Raw genomic sequence first — 20,987 nt, 5'->3', positions numbered from 1 at the left:
TGGATAGGTGTTACGGGATCAAAACGCGAAACACGAGCAGCCAAAGGCGCCCCAAAAGCCGGCAAAGTCGCTGACCGGCGCATTCGAAAGACGTGCTTTTTCATGGCCATGGGCATGCACCGCGCACGGCCCACTGCATTGGTGGGCCTGCGCCAGCAACGGCGCGCCAGGGCGCCAGTGGCCTGGGACGGTGACCACCGGTGACCAGTCGGGCAACACCGGTACACGGGCTGGCCCAAGCTTTTCAAAGTCGCCGGCGGCGTACACCACTTTGCCGCCCACCACGGTCAGCACGGACTCGATCCACTTGATGGTTTCTTCGTCGACGCTGAAGAAGTCCGCGCTCAGGGCCGCCACGTCTGCCAACTGGCCGACCTTGATCTGGCCCTTTTTGCCCTGCTCGGATGAAAACCAGGCGCTGCCGTGGGTGAACAGCTCCAGTGCGGTGAGCCGGGGCAAGCCTTCGGCGTGCAACTCAAGGCCGCCGACAGTGCGACCGCTGACCATCCAATACAACGAAGTCCACGGGTTATAGCTGGATACGCGGGTGGCATCGGTGCCCGCCCCCACCGGCACGCCTTCGGCCAGCATGCGCTTGATGGGGGGCGTAGCTTGGGCCGCTTTAGCACCGTAACGTTCGACGAAATACTCACCTTGGAATGCCATACGATCCTGAATCGCAATGCCCCCACCCAGTGCTCTCACACGCTCGATGTTATGCGGGGTGATGGTTTCGGCATGGTCGAAAAACCACGGCAAGCCATTGAACGGGATATCGCGATTGACCTTCTCGAACACGTCGAGCATGCGACTGATGGATTCGTTGTAGGTGGCGTGCAGGCGGAACGGCCAGCGTTGCTCCACCAAATGACGCACCACCGGCTCCAGTTCGTCTTCCATGGTTTGCGGCAAGTCCGGGCGCGGTTCAAGGAAGTCCTCGAAGTCCGCCGCCGAGAACACCAGCATTTCCCCGGCGCCGTTGTGCCGCAAGAAGTCATCGCCCTGGTGCAGTTTCACACTGCCGGTCCAGTTCTTGAAGTCGGTCAGTTCTTCCTTGGGCTTTTGCGTAAACAGGTTGTAGGCAATACGGATAGTCAACTGCTGGTCTTTGGCCAACTGTTCGATGACCTGGTAATCGTCGGGATAGTTTTGAAAACCACCGCCGGCATCAATCGCGCTGGTGAGGCCCAGGCGGTTGAGCTCGCGCATAAATTGGCGGGTGGAGTTCACCTGATACTCCAACGGCAACTTCGGCCCCTTGGCCAGGGTCGAGTAGAGAATCATCGCGTTGGGTCGCGCCACCAGCATGCCGGTCGGGTTGCCGTTGGCATCTCGCACAATCTCGCCACCCGGCGGGTTCGGGGTATCACGGGTATAGCCGGCAACCCGCAGCGCGGCCCGATTAAGCAAGGCCCGGTCATACAAGTGCAGGACAAATACCGGGGTATCCGGGGCCGCCTGATTGAGTTCTTCCAGGGTAGGCATGCGTTTTTCGGCGAACTGGAATTCGTTCCAGCCGCCCACCACCCGCACCCATTGCGGCGTCGGCGTGCGCTCGGCCTGTTCCTTGAGCATGCGCAACGCATCGGCCAGCGATGGCACACCTTCCCAGCGCAGTTCGAGGTTGTAATTCAGGCCGCCACGGATCAGATGCAGGTGTGAGTCATTAAGGCCAGGAATGACACAGCGGCCCTTGAGGTCGATAACTTGCGTACCCGCACCGCGCAGGGCCATCGCCTGAGCATCGGTGCCGACCGCCACAAAGCGGCCCTCGCGGATGGCCACGGCGCTGGCATGCGGGTTGTCGCGATCGACGGTATGAAATTGGCCATTGAATAAGATCAGATCGGCGTTCATCGCGTTTCCTTGGGCTCAGTGGGAGCCGTCAGCCAAGGCGCGAACACACGCGTCGCCATTGGCATAAACAGATAAACCACCGAGACAACGATGGTCAGCGTGATCACAAAGGTGGCAACCAGGTATTGGGAGAAAAAGGGGCTCAAGCCCAGCAAGGGCTTCCAGATCAGCGGCACCAGCAAGGTATGCGGAAAAATCACCATCAGCGTCAGCACTGCCTGTTTCCAGCGGGGTGGTGGCAGACGGGATTCGGTGAGGGGCGCGAACCAGAATTCGTTGGCCGGGTTGACCTCGGTCTGGTCGCCGTCCGCCAGCATCGGCGTGGCTTCGTTGACCAGTTCGCGACGTTGCGGCGAGTCCAGCCAGCGCTGCATGGCGTCAGTGGAGCAAAAGCGCAGTACGCAGGTATAGGTGTCCAGACCGGCACTCTTGCCGGGCACGACATCCACCCCCAGATGCCCTTCCCATTGCCCGGCAATGCGCACGATCTTGCGCAGCCAGTCGTTGTAGGGCACTTCAAAACCGGCCTTGACCCGATGCTTGACCACCAGGGTCACAACCTCATCGAAAACCCGGGTCGGCGGGTCGATCTCAGTGGATTCAGACATGCAAAAGGCTCCAAAGATATCCAGACGAATATCCCCTGTAGATACTTTAACCGTGGGCGCGCGCAGGCTCGCTCCCACAGGTGGCCTTGACCGGTAGAGTGTCTACAGGGTTTCCCGCGTATCAGCCCTTGAGAAACGCCAACAGATCGGCATTGAGCTGATCCTTGTGGGTATCAGTCAGCCCGTGGGGCGCGCCGGGGTAGATCTTCAGCGTAGAACCTTTGACCAATCCTGCCGCCGCGATGCCCGCGGCTTCAATCGGCACCACCTGGTCGGCATCGCCGTGGACCACCAGGGTCGGAATGTCGAATTTCTTCAGGTCTTCGGTAAAGTCGGTTTCAGAGAACGCCTTGATACAGTCGTAGGCGTTTTTATGGCCGCTGGTCATGCCCTGCATCCAGAACCAGTCGATCATCCCCTGGGAGGGTTTGGCCCCTGGTTTGTTGAAACCAAAGAAAGGACCGCTGGCGAGGTCGATATACAGCTGTGAACGGTCCGCCAGAGACGCCTTGCGAATCCCGTCAAAGACCTCAAGCGGCAGGCCGCCGGGGTTGGCTTCGGTCTTGAGCATCAAAGGCGGCACCGATGAAATCAACCCCGCCTTCGCCACCCGCGCCGTACCGTGGCGACCGATATAACGCGCCACTTCACCGCCGCCGGTAGAGAAACCGAACAACACGGCATCTTGCAGATCCAGCAGCTCGATCAACTGCGCCAGGTCATCGGCGTAGGTGTCCATGTCGTTACCTGCCCATGGCTGACTGGAACGACCATGGCCGCGCCGATCATGGGCAATGACCCGATAACCTTTAGAGGCCAGGAACAGCATCTGTGATTCCCAGCTATCGGCGTTCAACGGCCAACCGTGGCTGAAAACCACGGGCTGCCCCGTGCCCCAGTCCTTGTAGTAGATCTCGGTGCCATCACTGGTGGTGAAAGTACTCATGGGGCGGTCATCCTTGTGCAAGTGCAAAGAGTTCTCATCTATCTTGGCAGGCATGGATGACAGCGCAACTGCTCTGGTAGGAGCATTACGGCCATCTCGGTGCGCACAACGGACAATCGGGGCTAGCTGAACTGCTCTCGGTAGTGTGCGGGGGTCAAACCGAGCTTTTCATTGAACAGGAAACGCATGTGCCGGACGCTACCGAAGCCACTTTTGAAGGCCACTGTCTTGAGTGGCAACTCACTGGTCTCCAGCAGGCTTCTGGCGCGATCGATACGCGCGCCCTGGAGAAAGTCCATGGGTGTCATGTTGACCTCCCGGGCAAAAACCCTGGCAAAGTGCCTCGGGCTCATACTGGCCAACCTCGCCATGGATTCGATGCTGAAGGTCTGATCGAGGTGTTCGAGGATGTAGTTCTGAACTCGGGTTATCGGGGTTTCGAGCGTGCCTACGCTGGCCATCAACGGACTGAACTGCGCCTGCCCGCCCTGACGCTTCATCACCACCAGCAGCACTTTTGCCACGTCCAAGGCGACTTTTTTACCGTGGTCATTGGCTACCACCGACAGCGCAAGGTCGATACCGGCCGTGACGCCGCCAGACGTGATGAGGTTGCGGTCCTGCACGAAAATCTGGTCGATCTCAACGCTGGCTTTGGGGAAGGCCTTGATCAGCCGCTCGGTGTAATGCCAATGGGTAGTGACGCGGTAGCCGTCCAGCAAACCGGCGAAGCCCAGCACGAATGCCCCGGTACAGATCGAACCGTATTGCCCGGCCCGGGTGACGGCGCCCTTGAGCCACTCCAGCAAGGGCAGCGGTTTGTCGTTGTAGGCCCCTGGACCACCGGGTACCAGCAACAAGTCATAGTGCCCGCTGGCCTGATCAATATGTAGATCCGCCTGCAAACTCACACCGTTTGAGGCGCGCAGCAGGCCTGGCTCGGTAGCAACAGTGGTCAACTCATACTGCTGATCCGGATGTAAATAGCGGTTGGCAATAGAGAACACCTCCATAGGACCCGCCATGTCGAGCAGTAGGAAGTCTGGGAACAACACGATGGCCACGGTTTTCATAGGTCAGGTATCACTGTGAGCAGCTGCATGAACGAATTCCCCTGTGGGCTTACCGCTGTTGCACTGCCTACGGTCTACTGCTGAAGCGCAGATCATGAGCAAGCGTCGGGAAATAATACGTGAAAAATTCGCTAAAATTGTCAACCTCAAAGAGACAGTATTTCAATTTTAAGCTACTTAATTTACTCCACAGTAACCATTAACCTTCTCCTCACTCGGACGAATTAACGTCCACACAGGAGATGTCATCATGCTGACCCTTCGCAAAGCATCTGATCGCGGCGCCGCCAATCATGGCTGGTTGAAGTCGTTCCACACCTTCTCATTTGCTAACTATCGCAACCTCGATGAGCAAGGTTTCTCCGACCTGCTGGTGATCAACGACGACCGCGTGGCAGCGGGCAAAGGCTTCGGCCAACACCCCCACCGCGACATGGAAATTTTCTCCTACGTGCTCGACGGTGCGCTGGAGCACAAGGACACCCTGGGCACAGGTTCTGTGATCCGCCCGGGTGATGTGCAATTGATGAGTGCCGGCAGCGGCGTGGCGCACAGCGAGTACAACCACTCGCACAGCCAGCCTGTGCATTTTTTGCAAATCTGGATCGTGCCTGACATCGCCGGCGCCAAACCCCGCTACCAACAAGAGCACTTCAACACGCAAAAAAAACGCGGGCGTCTGCAACTGATCATCTCGCCCGATGGCGCCGATGGTTCGCTCCACGTACGCCAGGATGCCCGGGTGTATGCAGCCCTGATAGACGGTAAGGAAAACGCCACACTGGAACTCGCCGCCGACCGCTACGCCTATGTGCACGTAGCCCGAGGCAGCGTCGAACTCAACGGCATGGCCCTTCAGGAAGGCGACGGCGTGCGAGTGCGCAAGGAACAACTGCTGACCTTGAGCAATGGCAGAGACGCCGAGGTGCTGGTGTTCGATCTGCGGGCGCAGGAGTTGCCGCAGATGCCTTGAGGCCTAAGCCAAAACCCACTCGTCCAATCAGTAACGGGCGAGTGGGACACTTTGGGAAAGCTTCAGATATAGAGGTCGGTTGCGGGGGAGCATTGAACTCAAGCTCGATAAAACGGTTGGGGGAAAATCAGAAAATCACCGAAAATCGCCGAAAAACAGCTGAAAGCCTCACGCCTGGATCAATAGATGCAACTCCACCATTTAAAAAGCAGACATTGCGCCAGAATCTTCCACGACTTTTTGGCGCCCACGAAAAATCCCCTGAAATGTTTAACCATTTCAGGGGCTTAGTCTTGTTCAATAATGGCGGAGAGATAGGGATTCGAACCCTAGGTACTGTCGCCAGTACAACGGATTTCGAATCCGTCCCATTCGGCCACTCTGGCATCTCTCCAACGGCGCGAATAATAGCGCGGTTTTTGATTATGGCAAAGCCTTTTTTCAAAAAAACCGCGCTGTATCAGTTGCTTGCGCGCCTTTACAGCTTAAAGCGGGACGCCGAGACGGTTGGCAACTTCTTCGTAGGCTTCGATTACGTCACCCAGACCCTGACGGAAGCGGTCCTTGTCCATTTTCTTGCCAGTGGCCTTGTCCCACAGACGGCAGCCATCCGGGCTGAATTCGTCACCCAAAACGATGCTGCCGTCGTGGAAAACGCCGAATTCAAGCTTGAAGTCCACCAGCAGCAAGCCAGCGTCGTCGAACAGTTTGTTCAATACGTCGTTGACCTTGAGCGACAGTTCTTTCATGCGAACCAATTGCTCGGCAGTGCCCCAACCGAATGCCACTACGTGGGATTCGTTGATGAACGGGTCGCCCTTGGCGTCGTCCTTCAGGAACAGTTCGAAGGTGTACGGATTGAGCTTCATGCCCTCTTCCACACCCAGGCGCTTGACCAGGCTGCCTGCAGCGTAGTTACGCACAACGCACTCGACCGGGATCATGTCGAGTTTTTTGACCAGACATTCGTTGTCGCCCAGCAGTTTGTCGAATTGGGTCGGCACGCCGGCTTCTTCGAGTTTCTGCATGATGAAGGCGTTGAACTTGTTGTTCACCATGCCTTTGCGATCAAGCTGTTCAATACGCTTGCCGTCGAACGCCGAAGTGTCGTTGCGAAACAGCAGGATCAAGCGGTTTTCGTCATCGGTTTTGTAAACCGATTTCGCTTTACCGCGATAGAGTTCTTCACGTTTTTCCATGATGGGCTCCGCATGCTAAGTAAGTGGGCTAGGCGATTGTGCGCCAGTCGAGCCCTGAATCTTGATCGGCCAGTTGCAGCCAGTCCGGGTCGCACCCAAGGGTGTCGACGAAACATTGCCGGGCCAGCTGCGGCAGGTTGTTCTTGCTGCTGAGGTGGGCCAGTACCAGGTGTTGCAGGTCTTGCCAGCCCAACTCGGCCACCAGGCTTGCGGCCTGATGGTTATTCAAATGTCCTTCCTGGCCGCCTACCCGCCGCTTGAGAAAAGCCGGGTAGTGACCACGGGCAAGCAGGTCGCGGCAATGGTTGGCCTCGATCATCAATGCATCCAGGTTGCTATAGCTGTCCAGCACACCAGCGCAGTACGAGCCCAGATCGGTCAGCAGGCCAAAGCGCCGCTTGCCGTCACTGAACACGTACTGGGTGGGTTCCTGAGCATCATGGGCAACCAGGGTCACACTGATGGTCAACGCCCCTATCTGCAACGTCTCGCCACCTGCCACGTAACCGGCAGGCTCCAAGGGTTTGCGCATCCCGCGCTGAGTACCGCGACTCATGTACACCGGCAAATTGTAGCGCCGAGACAGCAAACCCACGCCATGCACGTGATCGGCATGTTCGTGGGTTACCAGTATCGCGCTCAATTGGTGCGCGCTAACGCCCAACCGGGCCAGGCGGCGCTCGGTTTCTCGTAACGAGAAACCGCAATCGACCAGTACATAAGTGTTGTCGCTGGTTATCAGCGTGCCATTCCCTTGGCTACCACTGCCGAGAACGGCAAAACGCATAGAATCAGCCCAGGTTGTCTTGAATCACGCCCAACACTTTGCGCGCCACTTCTGGCGAGGCAACGGTGTTGATGTTTTCTTCGACAGTGACCTGCACGCTGTCACCGACCTTGCTCAGGCGAACCTGATAGCGCTGGGCACGGGCTTCAACTTCTTCCTTGTCCGGCTTGCTGCCGAAGAGGCCAGAGAAGAAACCAGGTTTCTCGTCCTTCTTCTCGGCTTTTTCGGCGAGGTTGATGTAGTACAGGCCCAAGGTGCGGTTGATGTCTTCAACGCGCCATTCGCCCTGCTCAAGCGCACGCCCAACACCTGACCAGGCACGGTCGAGGTCTTCGGTCAGGGTCAGTACCGGGTTGCCGCTGCCGTCTTCGCTCAGGGTGACGCGGGCCGGGGTGTCGAAATCACGCGCTGCAAGCAACGAGACCGAACCGCCCTTCTCGGCGCTGCGGCTCATGCTGATCAGCATTTCATCAACCAGAGCAGCATCCAGACCGGTGTTGACCGAGCGGTTGCCGAAATCGACATTCGCGGTGCTGTCCGCTGGACGGTTGGCACTGACGACGTAGATTTCGCTGGTGTTGCGCTGCACACCCGGCTCGATGCGCACCCGCAGGCGGGTCTCGCTGTCGGAGGCCAGGCCGCTGCTGCCCACGTGACGGGCCATCGGAGCCGAAAGCTCGTCAGCACGCTGCCAGGTTGTGGTGAACTCGCCGGTTTGCGGGCGTTGCTCGTCGATACGGAAACCGTTGTCCTGGAAGAACTGCATCGCTACCGGCCAGACTTCGGATGGAGAGCGTTGCGCCATTACCCAGCGGCTGTCACCGCTTTTTTGCAGGCTGTAGTCGCTGGCGCTGGCAGCAACCGTCAATGGTTGTGGCCGCGGCACGTCAAACTCGCCCGTAACGGTGTCGTCGGGTACGTTGCTCGGGATCGGCAACAGCGGCACAAGGCGCTTGTCTGTCTGGACACCCGCTGGCAATTGCATCGGGGCGGTTTGACGCGCCTCCAGATAATCACTGCCACGGTCACGGAAGTACCCGTCTTGACCCCACAGCCAACCGCAGCCGCTGGTGCTCGAAATAATCACGGCTAGTGCGGAAAGTCCGGCCAATCGCTTCATGCGTAGTGCTTCCTCAATTAAACCAAAACACCGGACTGGCGCATTGCCTGACGCAGCGGTTCGTGGCAAGGCTCGCTGAGCCAGGTGAGTGGCAGACGGATACCGTCCGACATCAAGCCCATCTCGCTCAGAGCCCATTTCACGGGGATAGGGTTGGATTCGATAAACAGGGTTTTATTGAGCGGCATCAGCTTTTCGTGGATCGCGCGGGCAGTGACGGCATCGCCACGCATCGCAGCGGCACACATTTCGCTCATGTCACGCGGGGCAACGTTGGCAGTTACCGAGATATTGCCCTTGCCGCCGAGCAGGATCAGCTCGACTGCGGTGGCGTCGTCGCCGGAGTACACCAGGAAGTCATCGCTCACACCTGCGAGGATGACCGGTACGCGCGTCAGGTCGCCGGTGGCTTCCTTGATACCGATGATGTTCGGCACGGTGGAAAGACGAATGACGGTGGCCGGCAGCATGTCGCAGGCGGTACGGCCCGGGACGTTGTAAAGGATCTGCGGGATATCGACTGCTTCAGCGATGGCCTTGAAGTGCTGATACAGGCCTTCCTGGGTCGGCTTGTTGTAATACGGCGTTACCAGCAGACATGCATCGGCGCCAGCGGCCTTTGCATTAGTGGTGAGTTCGATCGCTTCACGCGTCGAGTTGGCGCCCGTACCGGCAATCACCGGAATACGCCCTGCAACCTGTTTGACAACGTGACGAATCACTTCGATGTGTTCGTTCACATCCAGAGTTGCCGATTCACCTGTAGTGCCAACGGCAACAATGGCGTTGGTGCCCTCTTGCAGGTGAAAGTCCACCAGTTTGCTCAGAGCGTCCCAATCAAGACGACCTTGTGCATCCATAGGTGTGACCAGTGCCACCATACTGCCCGCAATCATGCAACCGCTCCTGCCGGAAAAAGAGAGCCGTAATGGTACTGGCGCCATGACCCTTGCACAAGCAACAGCGCGCCCGATGAGCATTCCCCTTAGCGTTGCTTTTCGCTACCCTTCAGGCTTTGATTGGTACTGATGTGCGTGCGGGTCTGTTTCACGGCCCTTCACCAGACGCTCAAAGCCCCGCCCAAACGCCGCCGAGCGCGGTTTGCAGAGCCTGCAAACCGTCTGTAATGGCGTGTTCTCGGGGTTCAGGCGTTTGAGAGGCAACTGAATATTCGACTCGCAGCCCATCGACCGTACTGACCGCTCATCGTTTTAGGAAGGCTGCATGTCCACCCCCACAGTCCGCGAACAATTCCTTGTCATCAGTGCCCTTGGCGCCAACCCAATGGAGCTGACTAACGTCCTGTGTCGCGCCAGCCATGAAAATCGCTGCGCCGTCGTGACCTCGCGCCTGACTCGCCACGGCGAATGCAGTGCGCTGGTCCTGGAAATCACCGGTAGCTGGGACGCCCTGGCGCGCCTTGAAGCAGGCTTGCCAGCGCTGGCCAAAAAACATGCGTTCAGCGTCAATGTTGTGCGCAGTGCCGCCCTTGAAATCCGCCCTCAAGCGCTGCCGTATGTCGCTTACGTGAGTTCGGCCTACCGCTCGGACATCATCAACGAGCTGTGCCAGTTTTTCATGGACCACCAGGTTGAACTGGAAAACCTGACATGCGACACCTATCTGGCCCCACAGACCGGCGGCACCATGCTCAATGCCACGTTCACCGTAACCTTGCCAGCTGGCGTACAAATCAGCTGGTTGCGTGATCAGTTCCTGGACTTCGCCGACGCGTTGAACCTGGACGCACTGATCGAACCGTGGCGCCCACAGAACCCGATGTAAGGAAACCGACTTAATGGCCGTTGCAATTGACCAACCCGTAGACGACTTCCATATCCCGGCGACGAGTGAAAAAACCGTCAGCTTGTCGCAGCTCAAGGGCAAGCAGGTGGTGATTTACTTCTACCCCAAGGACAGCACACCGGGCTGTACCACCGAGGGCCAGGGCTTTCGCGACCATTACGCTGAGTTCCAGGCGGCCAATACTGAAGTGTTCGGCGTGTCCCGCGACAGCCTCAAGTCCCATGAAAACTTCAAGGCCAAGCAGGGCTTCCCGTTTGAGTTGCTGAGCGACAAGGACGAAGCCCTGTGCCAGCTGTTTGACGTGATCAAGCTGAAAAAGCTGTATGGCAAGGAATACATGGGCGTTGATCGCAGCACTTTCCTGATCGACAAGAATGGTGTGCTGCGCCATGAGTGGCGCGGGGTGAAAGTGCCAGGGCATGTCGAAGCCGTGCTGGAGCAGGCGAAGGCACTGAGCCGGATCTAAGAGCTCCGATCACTTTGTAGGCGCTGCCGAAGGGATACTTCAAGCGTGGGAGCGAGCCTGCTCGCGAAGAGCAATTCGCGAGCAGGCTCGCTCCCACGAGGGGATCGACCCGCAACAGAGTATCTACAGCATTTGCTGTTACTGACGCACCAACCGCACATTCTGGAACTCGACCGCTTCGGTGCTGCGGTACGGGTTGATATCCAGCCCGCCACGGCGCACATAGCGCGCATACACGGTCAACTTCTCGGGCTTGAGCAAGCGCTGCAAGTCGAGAAAGATCCGCTCCACACACTGCTCATGGAAGTCCGAGTGCTGGCGAAAGCTCACCAGATACGCCAGCAGGCTGGCGTGATCCAGCGCCGCGCCACGGTATTGCACCACAACAGTGCCCCAATCCGGCTGGCTGGTGACCGGGCAGTTGGATTTAAGCAAATGGCTGTAAACGCTTTCTTCAACGACCCGCGAATCATCGCACTTGAGCAGCTCAGGACGCGGCTGCGCATAATCGCTGACCGTGATGTCCAGGTCATCAATGCACACACCCGGCAAAACGGCCACGCCATCAGCCTGAAACTCATCCAGACTTCGTACGCGCACGCTGACAGGTTTACCAGATGCAGCTGACAGATCAGCCTGTAATGTGGCCACAAGGCTTGGCGTATCGGCAAACACACTCTGATTCAGCGAGTTCAGGTACAACTTGAACGACTTGGATTCGACAATATTTGGCGAATCAGCGGCAAAGCAGAACTCGCCAATGGCCACCACCGGCTTGCCCGATGGCAACAGCCATGACAGTTCGAAGCAGGTCCAGAAATCCACCCCGACGTAAGGCAGGGTTTCGGCGCTCAGGCCCAGCTCTGCCCATTTCGCCGCACGCGGGATCGGGAACAGCAAGGACGGGGTATAGGTGCTGATGTATTCACTGGACTTGCCCAGCGGGGAATGTTCGGCGGCGGGATGCATGACAAAAAACCTGGCTAGAAAAACCCGGTAATTCTATCGGGTTTAAGCCAGGCTTTCAGCGTTCACTGACGATCAGGGCGTTTTAAGGCGCCACTTTTACCTTGCCGACCATACCCGCCTGGTAGTGACCGGGCACATTACAGGCAAATTCCAGGTTGTCGGCCTTGCTGAAAGTCCAGGTCAGTTCAGCGGTTTTACCCGGCTCCACCAGCACACTGTTAGGGTCGTCGTGCTTCATGCCGGGCATCTCCATCGAACCGTGGCCCATTGCCGAGTGATCCATGGCCCCGCGCCCCATGCCGGTCGGCGTGAGCATGCCGCTTTGCTGCATTTCGAGCATTTCCTTCTGGTGCGCCGCGTGCATCGCCGCATTGCCCAGGTTGAATTCGTGCAGCAACTGCCCATTATTGACCAGTACAAAACGTACGGTCTCACCGGCTTTCACCTCCAGTGACTTTGGCGTGAAAGCCATGTCGGTCATGTCCACCTCCACCGTACGCGTGGCACTGGCGGCTGGCGCAGGCTGGCCGAAATCATAATGGCCGGCAGGCGAGGCCATCACCGGCAAACCCAAAGCCAATAAACAGGCCGCGAGCGACAAACGGATACGTACGGTCATACTTGCTCCCAGAAACCAAAAGTCATATCACCACTTTAAAATCCCGGTACTGGCATTCAACTGACCGTAAGATTACAACTTTGTCAGCTTGACCCTACATAACGAGCTGCAAGGTATAAGGCTGAGGTTAATTTTTACGATGAGTCGACCATGAAACTGCTGATTGTCGAAGACCAGGTTAAAACCGGCCAGTACTTGCGCCAGGGCTTGAGCGAGGCCGGGTTCACCGCCGAACTGGCTGCCGACGGTATTACCGGGCAACACTTGGCACTGACCGGCGACTACTCGCTGCTGATTCTCGACGTCATGTTGCCCGGTCGAGATGGTTGGCAAATCCTGCAAGCAGTACGCAGCGCAGGGCTGACCATGCCGGTGCTGTTCTTGACCGCGCGCGATGCCGTCGACGACCGCGTCCACGGGCTGGAACTGGGGGCCGACGACTATCTGGTCAAGCCGTTCGCGTTTTCCGAACTGCTGGCGCGGGTGCGCAGCCTGCTGCGTCGCGGCAGCAATACACCGCAGGAAACCAGCCTGCAACTGGCCGATCTGCGTCTGGACTTGATCCGCCGCCGCGCAGAACGCAACGGCCAGCGCATAGACCTCACCGCAAAGGAGTTCTCCCTGCTGGAACTGCTGCTGCGCCGCCAAGGCGAGGTGCTGCCCAAGTCCCTGATTGCCTCGCAGGTGTGGGACATGAACTTTGATAGTGACACCAACGTCATCGAAGTCGCGATCCGCCGCCTGCGCCTGAAAATCGACGACAGCCATGAGCAGAAGTTGATCCATACCGTCCGCGGCATGGGCTACGTACTCGAAGAGCGCAGCAGTTGATGCGCCGGCTGTCCCTGAGCAGCCGCCTGGCACTGTTGTTTGCAGGCTGCACTGCGGTGGTATCGCTGTTTGCCGGGGTGCTGTTCGGACGGGCCAGCGAAGTACATTTTGTCGAGCTCGATCAGCAACTGATGGAAAGCCGCCTCGCCGTCTTGCGCAGCACGCTGCAAGGGGCAGACACCCTGGAGCGCTTCACCCTGCGCCTGCCGGCACTGCAACAGGACCTGACCCACCAGCCGGATCTTGCAGTGCGGGTGCGCGGCCCGGACGGGCACCTGTGGTTTGACAGCTCACCGCGCCTGCCACTTGACCTTGAAACCCGACCGGGCCTGGGCAGCCTACAAATCAATGGCACCGATTACCGCGTGCTGGTGCCACAGAACGACAACCCAAACGCCCCGCATCTGACGCTGTTGCTGGACATCACCCACCACCAGCACTTTCTGCAGCGCATGCAACGCCTGATCTGGATGACTGTCGGCCTCTCAGCGCTGGCTACGGCAATTCTCGGCGCCTGGGCAGCACGTAGCGGCCTGCGCCCCTTGCGTCGCATGAGCGCGATTGCAGCCAGTGTTTCGGCTGACTCGCTCAACGCCCGCTTGCCCCAGGAACAAATGCCCAGCGAACTGGCGGACCTGGCCACTGCCTTCAATGCCATGCTTGAACGGCTGGACGAATCATTTCAGCGATTGTCGGCGTTCTCCGCCGATATCGCGCATGAGTTGCGCACTCCGCTATCCAACTTGCTGACCCACACTCAAGTCACCCTGACCCGCCCACGGGGCATTGAAGAGTATCGCGAGGCACTGCACAGCAACCTCGAGGAACTGCAATGGATGGCCCAGCTGGTCAACGATATGTTGTATCTGGCCAAGGCCGACCATGGCTTGCTTACGCCGCGCCGCGAGCCGCTGGACCTCAGTCATGAAGTGGAGGCGCTGCTGGAATTTTATGCGCTATTGGCCGAAGACTCGCAGATAGAGCTGAGCCGCAAAGGCAGCGCGCACCTGGCAGGTGATCGGAGCATGCTGCGCCGCGCCCTCTCCAACCTGCTGGATAACGCACTGCGCTATACGCCAAACGGGGGTGCGATCAAGGTCCTGATTGGCCAATCAACGACCGGGGTACGCATCAGCATCGAGAACACTGGCGACGGGATACCCGCCGAGTTGCTACCGCGCCTGTTTGACCGGTTCTATCGGGCAGACCCGGCGCGCCGTGAAGGCAGTAGCGAGCATGCGGGGTTGGGGCTGGCGATCACCCAGTCGATCATTCGTGCCCATGGTGGGCAGATTCGCTGTGAGTCGCAGGAAGGGATCACACGGTTTGTAATTGAGTTGCCTGCCTGACCTTCTCGCGTGGGAGCGGGCTTGCTCGCGATACAGGCGCTGCGGTCTGTCATGCTAACCGCAGTGATCCAATCGCGAGCAAGCCCGCTCCCACACATAACGGCGAATCCAATCAGGAATAGCGCAGCGCATGGGCCGGCTGGATTTTGGCTGCACGGTACGCGGGGTACAGCGTGGCCAAAAAGCTCAGCACAAAGCCCGCGCCACAGATCAACGCCACATCACCACCTTGCAACTCTGACGGCAGATTGCTGACGAAATACACGTCGGAACTGAAGATGTGCTGCCCGGAAACCCGCTCCATCCAACCCACCAGCTCACTGACATTCAACGCCGCAATCACCCCCAGCACGCCACCAATCAAGGTGCCGACGATGCCGATCACCGTACCCTGGACCATAAAAATCGCCATGATCTGGCGCGGTGTAGCGCCAATGGTGCGCAAAATTGCGATATCCGCGCCCTTGTCGTTCACCACCATGATCAGTGTGGCGATGATGTTAAACGCCGCCACGGCAACGATCATCAGCAGCAACAGACCAATCATGGTTTTTTCCATTTTCATGGCACTGAACAGACTGCCCTGGGTGTGGGTCCAGTCGTCCGCCTTGTAACCATCTCCCAGGCCCGCTGCCACCTGCTGCGAAACCTGCGGCGCCGCGTACAGGTCCTTGACCGCCAGGCGCACGCTTTGCACCTGATTCGGCTCCCAGTGTTGAATGGCAGCAGCATCGGCCATATGGATCAGGCCCATGGTGCCATCCAGCTCAGCCCCGACCTTGAAGATGCCCACCACGTTCAAACGCTGTAAACGCGGGGTGATCCCGCCCGGCGCAGTACTGGCCTCGGGCACGATCAAAGTGATCTTGTCACCGACCGCCAGGCGAAAACGCCGCGCTGTAATATCACCCAGCACCACACCGAACTCACCCGGTTTCAGGTCTTCGAGACTGCCCTGCGCAATATGCTGGGTCACGATCGACACCTTGCCTTCCTGAGCCGGGTCAATACCGCTGATCTGGATCGGCTGCATCAACCCCTTGAAGGACAGCATGCCGTCCAGCTCGGTGAAGGGCACAGCTGCCGTGACTTCAGGATTTTTCATCGCGGCATCGGCTACCGGGCGCCAGTCATCAATCGGTTTTACCCCAACGATGGTCGCGTGCGGCACCATACCGAGGATGCGGTTACTCATTTCACGTTGAAAACCATTCATCACCGACAACACCACGATCATCGCCAGCACGCCCAGGGCGAGGCCGATCATCGAGGTCATGGAGATAAACGAAACAAAACGATTGCGGCGCTTGGCGCGGGTATAGCGCGTGCCGATGAAAATCGATAACGGTCTGAACATTCGCGGGCACCGTATAAAAATTAAAGACCCGACACCTGCTGGCAGGCGCCGGGTTCTGGCCGATCAGATCGCGGTCAGGCAACCTTCCTGGAGGTGCAACACGCGGTCCATTTGGCGGGCCAGATTCATGTCATGCGTCACCACCAGGAACGCAGTGCGCATCGACGTGCTGAGCTCCAGCATCAGATCCTGAATGCCTTGGGCGGTGTGCGAATCGAGGTTGCCGGTGGGCTCGTCGAGCATCACCAGCCCCGGCTTGTTGACCAGTGCTCGGGCAATTGCCACACGCTGGCGCTCGCCGCCCGACAACTCCGACGGCTTGTGCTCCAGGCGATGGCCCAGACCCACCCGGGTCAACAATGCAGTGGCACGCTCACGCGCCTCTGGGATCGCCGTCTTGCCGATCAACAGCGGCATGCAGACGTTTTCCAGCGCAGTGAACTCGGGCAGCAAGTGGTGGAACTGATAAACGAAACCCAACGAACGATTACGCAACAGGCCACGGGCTTTTTCGCCCAGCGCTGACAGCTCTTCACCGGCCAGCCAGACGCTGCCGGTAGTCGGGGTATCAAGGCCGCCGAGCATATTGAGCAGGGTACTTTTGCCCGAACCCGAGGTACCGACAATCGCTACCCGCTCACCGGGATGCAGCTCAAGCTGCAGGCCCGACAGTACAACCACTGATTCCGGGCCTTCCTCATAGGACTTGCCCAGGTTGCGGCAACTCAACACTGCTTGTTCTTTCATGCCCAACTCACTCATAACGAAGCGCCTGCGCAGGCTGGGTGCGCGCAGCACGCCAGGCCGGGTACAAGGTCGCGAGGAAACTCAGAACCAATGCCGCACCGCACACCATCAACACGTCCTGCGCCTGCAATTGCGACGGGAGGTAGTCGATGAAATACACGTCGGCATTGAGAAACTTGTGCCCGATCAGACCTTCCAGGGCCGAGATCGCGGCGCTGACATTAAGTGCGGCAAACATCCCGACCACAGCCCCGATCGCGGTTCCGACCACACCGATCACCGTGCCCTGCACCATAAAGGTCGCCATGATTGTGCCCGGCGTTGCACCCAGGGTGCGCAGGATGGCGATGTCACCTTTCTTGTCATTGACCACCATCACCAGCGTGGAAATGATGTTGAACGCGGCCACGGCCACAATCAGCAACAGCAGCAGGCCGATCATGGCTTTTTCCATGCGAATGGCCTGGTACAGATTGCCGTGGGTACGGGTCCAGTCACGGGCGTAATACTGGTTTTCACCCAACTGCTGGGCGATTTCCCATGCGGTGCGCGGGGCCTCGAACAGATCATCGAACTTGAGCCGCAGGCCCTGCACCTGATCGGGTTTCCAGCGCTGCAAACGCGCCAGATCCTGCAGGTTGGTGATACCTAGATAACCGTCAATCTCACCGGCGCCGACATGGAAAATGCCCTGCACGGTGAAGCGCTTCATGCGCGGGAACATGCCTGCCGGGGTCACGGTGACTTCCGGCGCAACAAAGGTCAGCTTGTCACCAACGGCCACGCCGAGTTTTTTCGCCGCCTTGTCGCCAATGATGATGCCGAAGCTGCCCGGAGTCAGCGAATCGAGCTGCCCCTGCTGCATAAACTGATCGATGATCGACACGTTGCGCTCCTGCGCCGGGTCGATGGCATTGAGCAGTACCTTCTGCACATTGCCGTCATTGGTCAGCAAACCCTGCATCTGGGTGAACGGCGCAACCGCCTCCACCTTCGGGTTTTGCTTGACCTTGGCGGCCAGGCTTTGCCAGTCGCTGATCGGTTGATCGCCGACGATAGTCGCGTGGGGCACCATGCCCAGCACACGGGTGCGCATCTCATGATCGAAGCCGTTCATCACCGACAGCACCACAATCATCACGACCACGCCGAGGGCGAGTCCGATCATTGAAGTCAGAGAAATGAACGACACAAAATGATTGCGGCGCTTTGCACGGGTATAACGCGTGCCGATAAATAAAGAGAGAGGTCTGAACATGTCGGGGCTTGTTCGAGGGAAAAGAAGACGTCCTTGTGGCGGGGCCTGATAAGCAGCTTTACACTCAGACCACAGCCGCCATCACGGGTTCGCCATGTCGACATTAAATGACGCAGATCGCCGCGAATACTACCGTATCGAGGATCTGATCGCACTGGAAATAACCCCGCTGTCGGCCCCCGAAGCCGCGAGCAGCGAAGTGTTGCAGGATGCGTCGCCGTTGTTCAATTTGCTCAGTGAGTTGCACCTGAGCGAATTCGAGTCCCAACACCTGCTGCGCCAGATCAGCGAGCGTGATCGTGCACTTTCCAGCTACCTTAAAACTCTGAATAAACGCGTCGAACTGCTCAGCCAGATCGTCGCACAAACCGTGCTGGGCAAAATCGGCGAGCCGCAGCCAGTACAGCTGTCCGAAGCCGGTATCGCGTTTCATCACCCGCACGCATACCCGGCGGGCAGCCACCTGTCGATCAAGCTGGTATTGATGCCACAAGCCCTGGGCTTGCTACTGCGCGCCCGCGTCAGCGAATGCCTGGCGCAGGGTGCCGGTTACAAAATAGACACTGAGTTTGAATCCATCACCGATACGCAACGCCAGCTGTTGGCGCGCTATATTTTGCAAAAACAGGCACAGGCACGCCGCCTGGCCCGCGAACAACACGAATCTGCGGCCGAGCAAGCACCGGGCCGTGAGCACTAATTACAAGGAGCAATTGTGACCCTGATTTATGGCCACCGCGGCGCCAAAGGCGAAGCACCGGAAAACACCCTTGCCAGCTTTGAGCAATGCCTCAAGCATGGCGTTCGTCGCTGTGAGCTCGACCTGCATCTGTCCAAGGATGGCGAGCTGATGGTAATCCACGACCCGACACTCAAACGCACCACGGACCGGCGCGGTAAGGTGATCGAACAAACCGCTGCCGATCTGGTGACCTATGACGCACGCAAGGGCGGCCCGGGCTGGATGCATCCGTGCCCGATCCCGCGTCTTGAAGAACTGTTTGAGAAATGCAACTTCGAGCACTGGCAGCTGGAAGTCAAAAGCGCCTCACGCACCCGCGCAGCTACTACCGTGCTGGCGATTCGTGAAATGGCGGTACGTCACGGCATCCTGGACAAGGTCACCGTCACATCCAGTTCTCGCGAAGTGCTCAAGGCTGCGCTGGAGTTGACCCCGGATCTGTCACGCGGACTGGTAGCCGAATACGCCTGGCTCGACCCGATCAAGGTCGCCCAGAGCTATGGCTGCGAGATGTTGGCGCTGAACTGGACACTTTGCACACCTGAACGCCTTGAAAAGGCACAGCGCCAGGGCTTGCATGTGTCGGTATGGACAGTCAACGAGCCTGCGCTGATGCGCAGGCTCGCCGACTTCGGCGTAGATAGCCTGATTACAGACTTTCCCGGTTTGGCCACTGCCACCCTTGGGAATGGCTGAAATCGGTCTCCCCGGCCGGCTCAGGCCACCGGCCGGAGCCGCTTAAAAAAGCCGGTTTAGACCATCGTAAGCAGCTACCCGATAGGCTTCAGCCATGGTCGGGTAGTTGAACGTGGTGTTAACGAAGTACTTCAAGGTATTGAGCTCACCCGGCTGGTTCATGATCGCCTGACCGATGTGCACAATCTCCGACGCCTGATAACCGAAGCAGTGAACGCCCAGCACTTGCAGGGTTTCACGGTGGAACAGGATTTTCAGCATGCCCTGAGGCTCACCGGCAATCTGCGCCCGCGCCATGCTCTTGAAGAACGCCTTGCCCACTTCATACGGCACCTTGGCCTGGGTCAGCTCTTGCTCGTTCTTGCCGATCGAGCTGATCTCCGGAATGGTGTAGATCCCGGTTGGCACGTCATTGACGAAGCGCCAGCTGCCATTATCAACGATGCTGCCCGCCGCCGAACGCCCCTGGTCATGCGCGGCACTGGCCAGGCTTGGCCAGCCGATCACATCGCCTGCGGCATAGATGTTCGGCACTGTGGTGCGGTAATTCTCATCAACCGTAACCTGGCCACGGCCGTTGGCCTTGATGCCAATGTTTTCCAGGCCCAGCTGATCGGTATTGCCGGTACGGCCATTGCACCAGAGCAAGGCGTCGGCCTTGATCTTCTTGCCGGATTTGAGGTGCAGGATCACGCCGTTTTCAACGCCTTCAACCCGCTCGTACTCTTCGTTGTGGCGCACGGTGATGTTGTTGTTGCTGAAGTGGTAGCTCAGCGCTTGCGAGATCTCGGAGTCGAGGAAGCTCAGCAGTTGCTCGCGGTTATCCACCAGCTCAACCAAAACCCCCAGACCACTGAAGATCGACGCGTATTCACAACCGATCACGCCAGCACCGTAAACGATCAGCTTGCGCGGGGTGTGGCCCAGGCTGAGGATGGTGTCGCTATCGTAGATGCGCGAGTGGCTAAAATCGATATCGGCCGGGCGATATGGGCGCGAGCCGGTAGCAACGATGACTTGCTTGGCCATCAAGGTTTCAACCACGCCATTGGCGCAGACCACTTCGATAGTTTGCTCGTCGGTAAAGCTGCCGGTGCCGAAGAACAGGTCGATACGGTTACGTGCGTAGTAGCCCGTGCGGGAAGCGACCTGCTTGGAGATAACTTTTTCTGCGCTTTTCAGTACGTCCGGGAACGAGAACCAGCGCGGCTCACCAATGGCCCGAAACATCGGATTGGTGTTGAACTGCATGATCTGGCGGACCGAGTGACGCAGGGCTTTGGACGGGATAGTGCCCAAGTGCGTGCAGTTGCCACCGACCTGACGTCGGCTATCGACCATCGCTACCTTGCGCCCTGCTTTTGCGGCGTTCATTGCCGCACCTTCTCCTGCCGGGCCGGAACCCAGTACCACTACGTCGTAGTTGTAGACAGCCATGCGTACTCCTCAGAACAGGCCGTGGCACCCTGTGGGCACCTGCGGCTAAATCATGTCGCGGCCAGCGCCATGAAGGATCAAAACGTGGGGCACAGTCTATAGAAGCCTGAACGCCGCGAACATTAACCCTTGGTCTGGTCGTTGGCT

21 protein-coding genes and 1 tRNA gene are annotated in these 20,987 nt (G+C 58.5%); 7 read left to right on the top strand and 15 right to left on the bottom strand.

The window, feature by feature from the left end; translation table 11 throughout:
• Positions 1 to 18: 18 nt before the first annotated feature.
• From N7D90_RS06965 to N7D90_RS06950, 4 genes are all read right to left on the bottom strand, one after another.
• Entirely contained in the window at positions 19 to 1,857 is a 1,839-nt protein-coding gene (locus tag N7D90_RS06965; RefSeq protein ID WP_261741474.1) for an amidohydrolase, read from the bottom strand.
• The gene (locus N7D90_RS06960; RefSeq protein ID WP_261741473.1) at positions 1,854 to 2,465 is read right to left on the bottom strand and encodes an antibiotic biosynthesis monooxygenase; all 612 of its coding nucleotides are present in this window, start codon (positions 2,463 to 2,465) and stop codon (positions 1,854 to 1,856) included. Before N7D90_RS06960 ends, N7D90_RS06965 begins: the two co-directional genes overlap by 4 nt.
• 121 nt (positions 2,466 to 2,586) lie before the next feature.
• The gene (locus N7D90_RS06955) at positions 2,587 to 3,411 is read right to left on the bottom strand and encodes an alpha/beta fold hydrolase (protein ID WP_261741472.1); all 825 of its coding nucleotides are present in this window, start codon (positions 3,409 to 3,411) and stop codon (positions 2,587 to 2,589) included.
• A gap of 122 nt (positions 3,412 to 3,533) precedes the next feature.
• A complete protein-coding gene (locus N7D90_RS06950) occupies positions 3,534 to 4,484 on the bottom strand; it encodes a GlxA family transcriptional regulator (RefSeq protein ID WP_261741471.1) in 951 nt (316 codons plus the stop codon).
• A 250-nt stretch (positions 4,485 to 4,734) separates the two neighbouring features.
• On the opposite strand from N7D90_RS06950, the gene N7D90_RS06945 reads away from it, so the two are divergent.
• Positions 4,735 to 5,457 carry a pirin family protein gene (locus N7D90_RS06945; protein WP_261741470.1) on the top strand — a complete coding sequence of 241 codons (723 nt, stop codon included), beginning with the start codon at positions 4,735 to 4,737 and terminating at the stop codon, positions 5,455 to 5,457.
• 304 nt (positions 5,458 to 5,761) lie between these two features.
• On the opposite strand, the gene N7D90_RS06940 is transcribed toward N7D90_RS06945, so the two are convergent.
• From N7D90_RS06940 to dapA, 5 genes are all read right to left on the bottom strand, one after another.
• A tRNA-Ser gene (locus tag N7D90_RS06940) sits at positions 5,762 to 5,851 on the bottom strand.
• Positions 5,852 to 5,942: 91 nt separating this feature from the next.
• Positions 5,943 to 6,656, bottom strand: a complete 714-nt coding sequence (purC, locus tag N7D90_RS06935; protein WP_019410660.1) for a phosphoribosylaminoimidazolesuccinocarboxamide synthase — start codon at positions 6,654 to 6,656, stop codon at positions 5,943 to 5,945.
• A 28-nt stretch (positions 6,657 to 6,684) separates the two neighbouring features.
• Positions 6,685 to 7,443: an MBL fold metallo-hydrolase gene (locus N7D90_RS06930; protein ID WP_261741469.1), complete on the bottom strand. Its 759-nt coding sequence runs from the start codon at positions 7,441 to 7,443 to the stop codon at positions 6,685 to 6,687.
• Between the two features lie 4 nt (positions 7,444 to 7,447).
• The gene (gene bamC / locus N7D90_RS06925; protein WP_261741468.1) at positions 7,448 to 8,563 is read right to left on the bottom strand and encodes an outer membrane protein assembly factor BamC; all 1,116 of its coding nucleotides are present in this window, start codon (positions 8,561 to 8,563) and stop codon (positions 7,448 to 7,450) included.
• A gap of 17 nt (positions 8,564 to 8,580) precedes the next feature.
• Positions 8,581 to 9,459, bottom strand: coding sequence for a 4-hydroxy-tetrahydrodipicolinate synthase (gene dapA / locus N7D90_RS06920; protein WP_261741467.1), 879 nt, complete (start codon positions 9,457 to 9,459; stop codon positions 8,581 to 8,583).
• Between the two features lie 328 nt (positions 9,460 to 9,787).
• Here dapA and N7D90_RS06915 point away from each other — a divergent pair, with 328 nt between their 5' ends.
• Positions 9,788 to 10,348, top strand: coding sequence for a glycine cleavage system protein R (locus tag N7D90_RS06915; RefSeq protein ID WP_261741466.1), 561 nt, complete (start codon positions 9,788 to 9,790; stop codon positions 10,346 to 10,348).
• 13 nt (positions 10,349 to 10,361) lie between these two features.
• Positions 10,362 to 10,835, top strand: a complete 474-nt coding sequence (locus N7D90_RS06910; RefSeq protein WP_261741465.1) for a peroxiredoxin — start codon at positions 10,362 to 10,364, stop codon at positions 10,833 to 10,835.
• A gap of 138 nt (positions 10,836 to 10,973) precedes the next feature.
• Here the strand turns inward: N7D90_RS06910 and queF are convergent, their stop codons facing one another.
• Positions 10,974 to 11,804: an NADPH-dependent 7-cyano-7-deazaguanine reductase QueF gene (gene queF, locus N7D90_RS06905; protein WP_261741464.1), complete on the bottom strand. Its 831-nt coding sequence runs from the start codon at positions 11,802 to 11,804 to the stop codon at positions 10,974 to 10,976.
• Between the two features lie 82 nt (positions 11,805 to 11,886).
• Positions 11,887 to 12,423 carry a cupredoxin family protein gene (locus N7D90_RS06900; protein WP_261741463.1) on the bottom strand — a complete coding sequence of 179 codons (537 nt, stop codon included), beginning with the start codon at positions 12,421 to 12,423 and terminating at the stop codon, positions 11,887 to 11,889.
• Between the two features lie 150 nt (positions 12,424 to 12,573).
• Between N7D90_RS06900 and N7D90_RS06895 the strand changes: the two genes are divergently transcribed.
• Positions 12,574 to 13,254, top strand: coding sequence for a heavy metal response regulator transcription factor (locus tag N7D90_RS06895; protein ID WP_261741462.1), 681 nt, complete (start codon positions 12,574 to 12,576; stop codon positions 13,252 to 13,254).
• Positions 13,254 to 14,603, top strand: a complete 1,350-nt coding sequence (locus N7D90_RS06890) for a heavy metal sensor histidine kinase (protein WP_315968152.1) — start codon at positions 13,254 to 13,256, stop codon at positions 14,601 to 14,603. The genes N7D90_RS06895 and N7D90_RS06890 overlap by 1 nt, the downstream gene beginning before the upstream one ends.
• A gap of 112 nt (positions 14,604 to 14,715) precedes the next feature.
• Here the strand turns inward: N7D90_RS06890 and N7D90_RS06885 are convergent, their stop codons facing one another.
• The 3 genes from N7D90_RS06885 to N7D90_RS06875 form a co-directional block, all read right to left on the bottom strand.
• The gene (locus tag N7D90_RS06885; RefSeq protein WP_261741460.1) at positions 14,716 to 15,960 is read right to left on the bottom strand and encodes a lipoprotein-releasing ABC transporter permease subunit; all 1,245 of its coding nucleotides are present in this window, start codon (positions 15,958 to 15,960) and stop codon (positions 14,716 to 14,718) included.
• Between the two features lie 63 nt (positions 15,961 to 16,023).
• A complete protein-coding gene (gene lolD / locus N7D90_RS06880) occupies positions 16,024 to 16,707 on the bottom strand; it encodes a lipoprotein-releasing ABC transporter ATP-binding protein LolD (RefSeq protein WP_261742393.1) in 684 nt (227 codons plus the stop codon).
• A 7-nt stretch (positions 16,708 to 16,714) separates the two neighbouring features.
• On the bottom strand, positions 16,715 to 17,965 hold the full coding sequence (locus tag N7D90_RS06875; RefSeq protein ID WP_261741459.1) for a lipoprotein-releasing ABC transporter permease subunit: 1,251 nt from the start codon (positions 17,963 to 17,965) through the stop codon (positions 16,715 to 16,717).
• A 94-nt stretch (positions 17,966 to 18,059) separates the two neighbouring features.
• Here N7D90_RS06875 and N7D90_RS06870 point away from each other — a divergent pair, with 94 nt between their 5' ends.
• Together N7D90_RS06870 and N7D90_RS06865 are read left to right on the top strand one after the other, a co-directional pair.
• A complete protein-coding gene (locus N7D90_RS06870) occupies positions 18,060 to 18,665 on the top strand; it encodes a PilZ domain-containing protein (protein WP_261741458.1) in 606 nt (201 codons plus the stop codon).
• 15 nt (positions 18,666 to 18,680) lie between these two features.
• On the top strand, positions 18,681 to 19,403 hold the full coding sequence (locus tag N7D90_RS06865) for a glycerophosphodiester phosphodiesterase (protein ID WP_261741457.1): 723 nt from the start codon (positions 18,681 to 18,683) through the stop codon (positions 19,401 to 19,403).
• A gap of 42 nt (positions 19,404 to 19,445) precedes the next feature.
• Here N7D90_RS06865 and sthA read toward each other — a convergent pair whose 3' ends face one another.
• The gene (gene sthA, locus N7D90_RS06860) at positions 19,446 to 20,840 is read right to left on the bottom strand and encodes a Si-specific NAD(P)(+) transhydrogenase (RefSeq protein ID WP_261741456.1); all 1,395 of its coding nucleotides are present in this window, start codon (positions 20,838 to 20,840) and stop codon (positions 19,446 to 19,448) included.
• Positions 20,841 to 20,987 lie beyond the last annotated feature (147 nt).

This window comes from Pseudomonas fragi (genome assembly GCF_025426255.1).
Lineage (GTDB): Bacteria > Pseudomonadota > Gammaproteobacteria > Pseudomonadales > Pseudomonadaceae > Aquipseudomonas > Aquipseudomonas kulmbachensis.
Note: the sequence above shows the minus strand (reverse complement) of the source record. Positions and strands in the feature narration are given on the sequence as shown.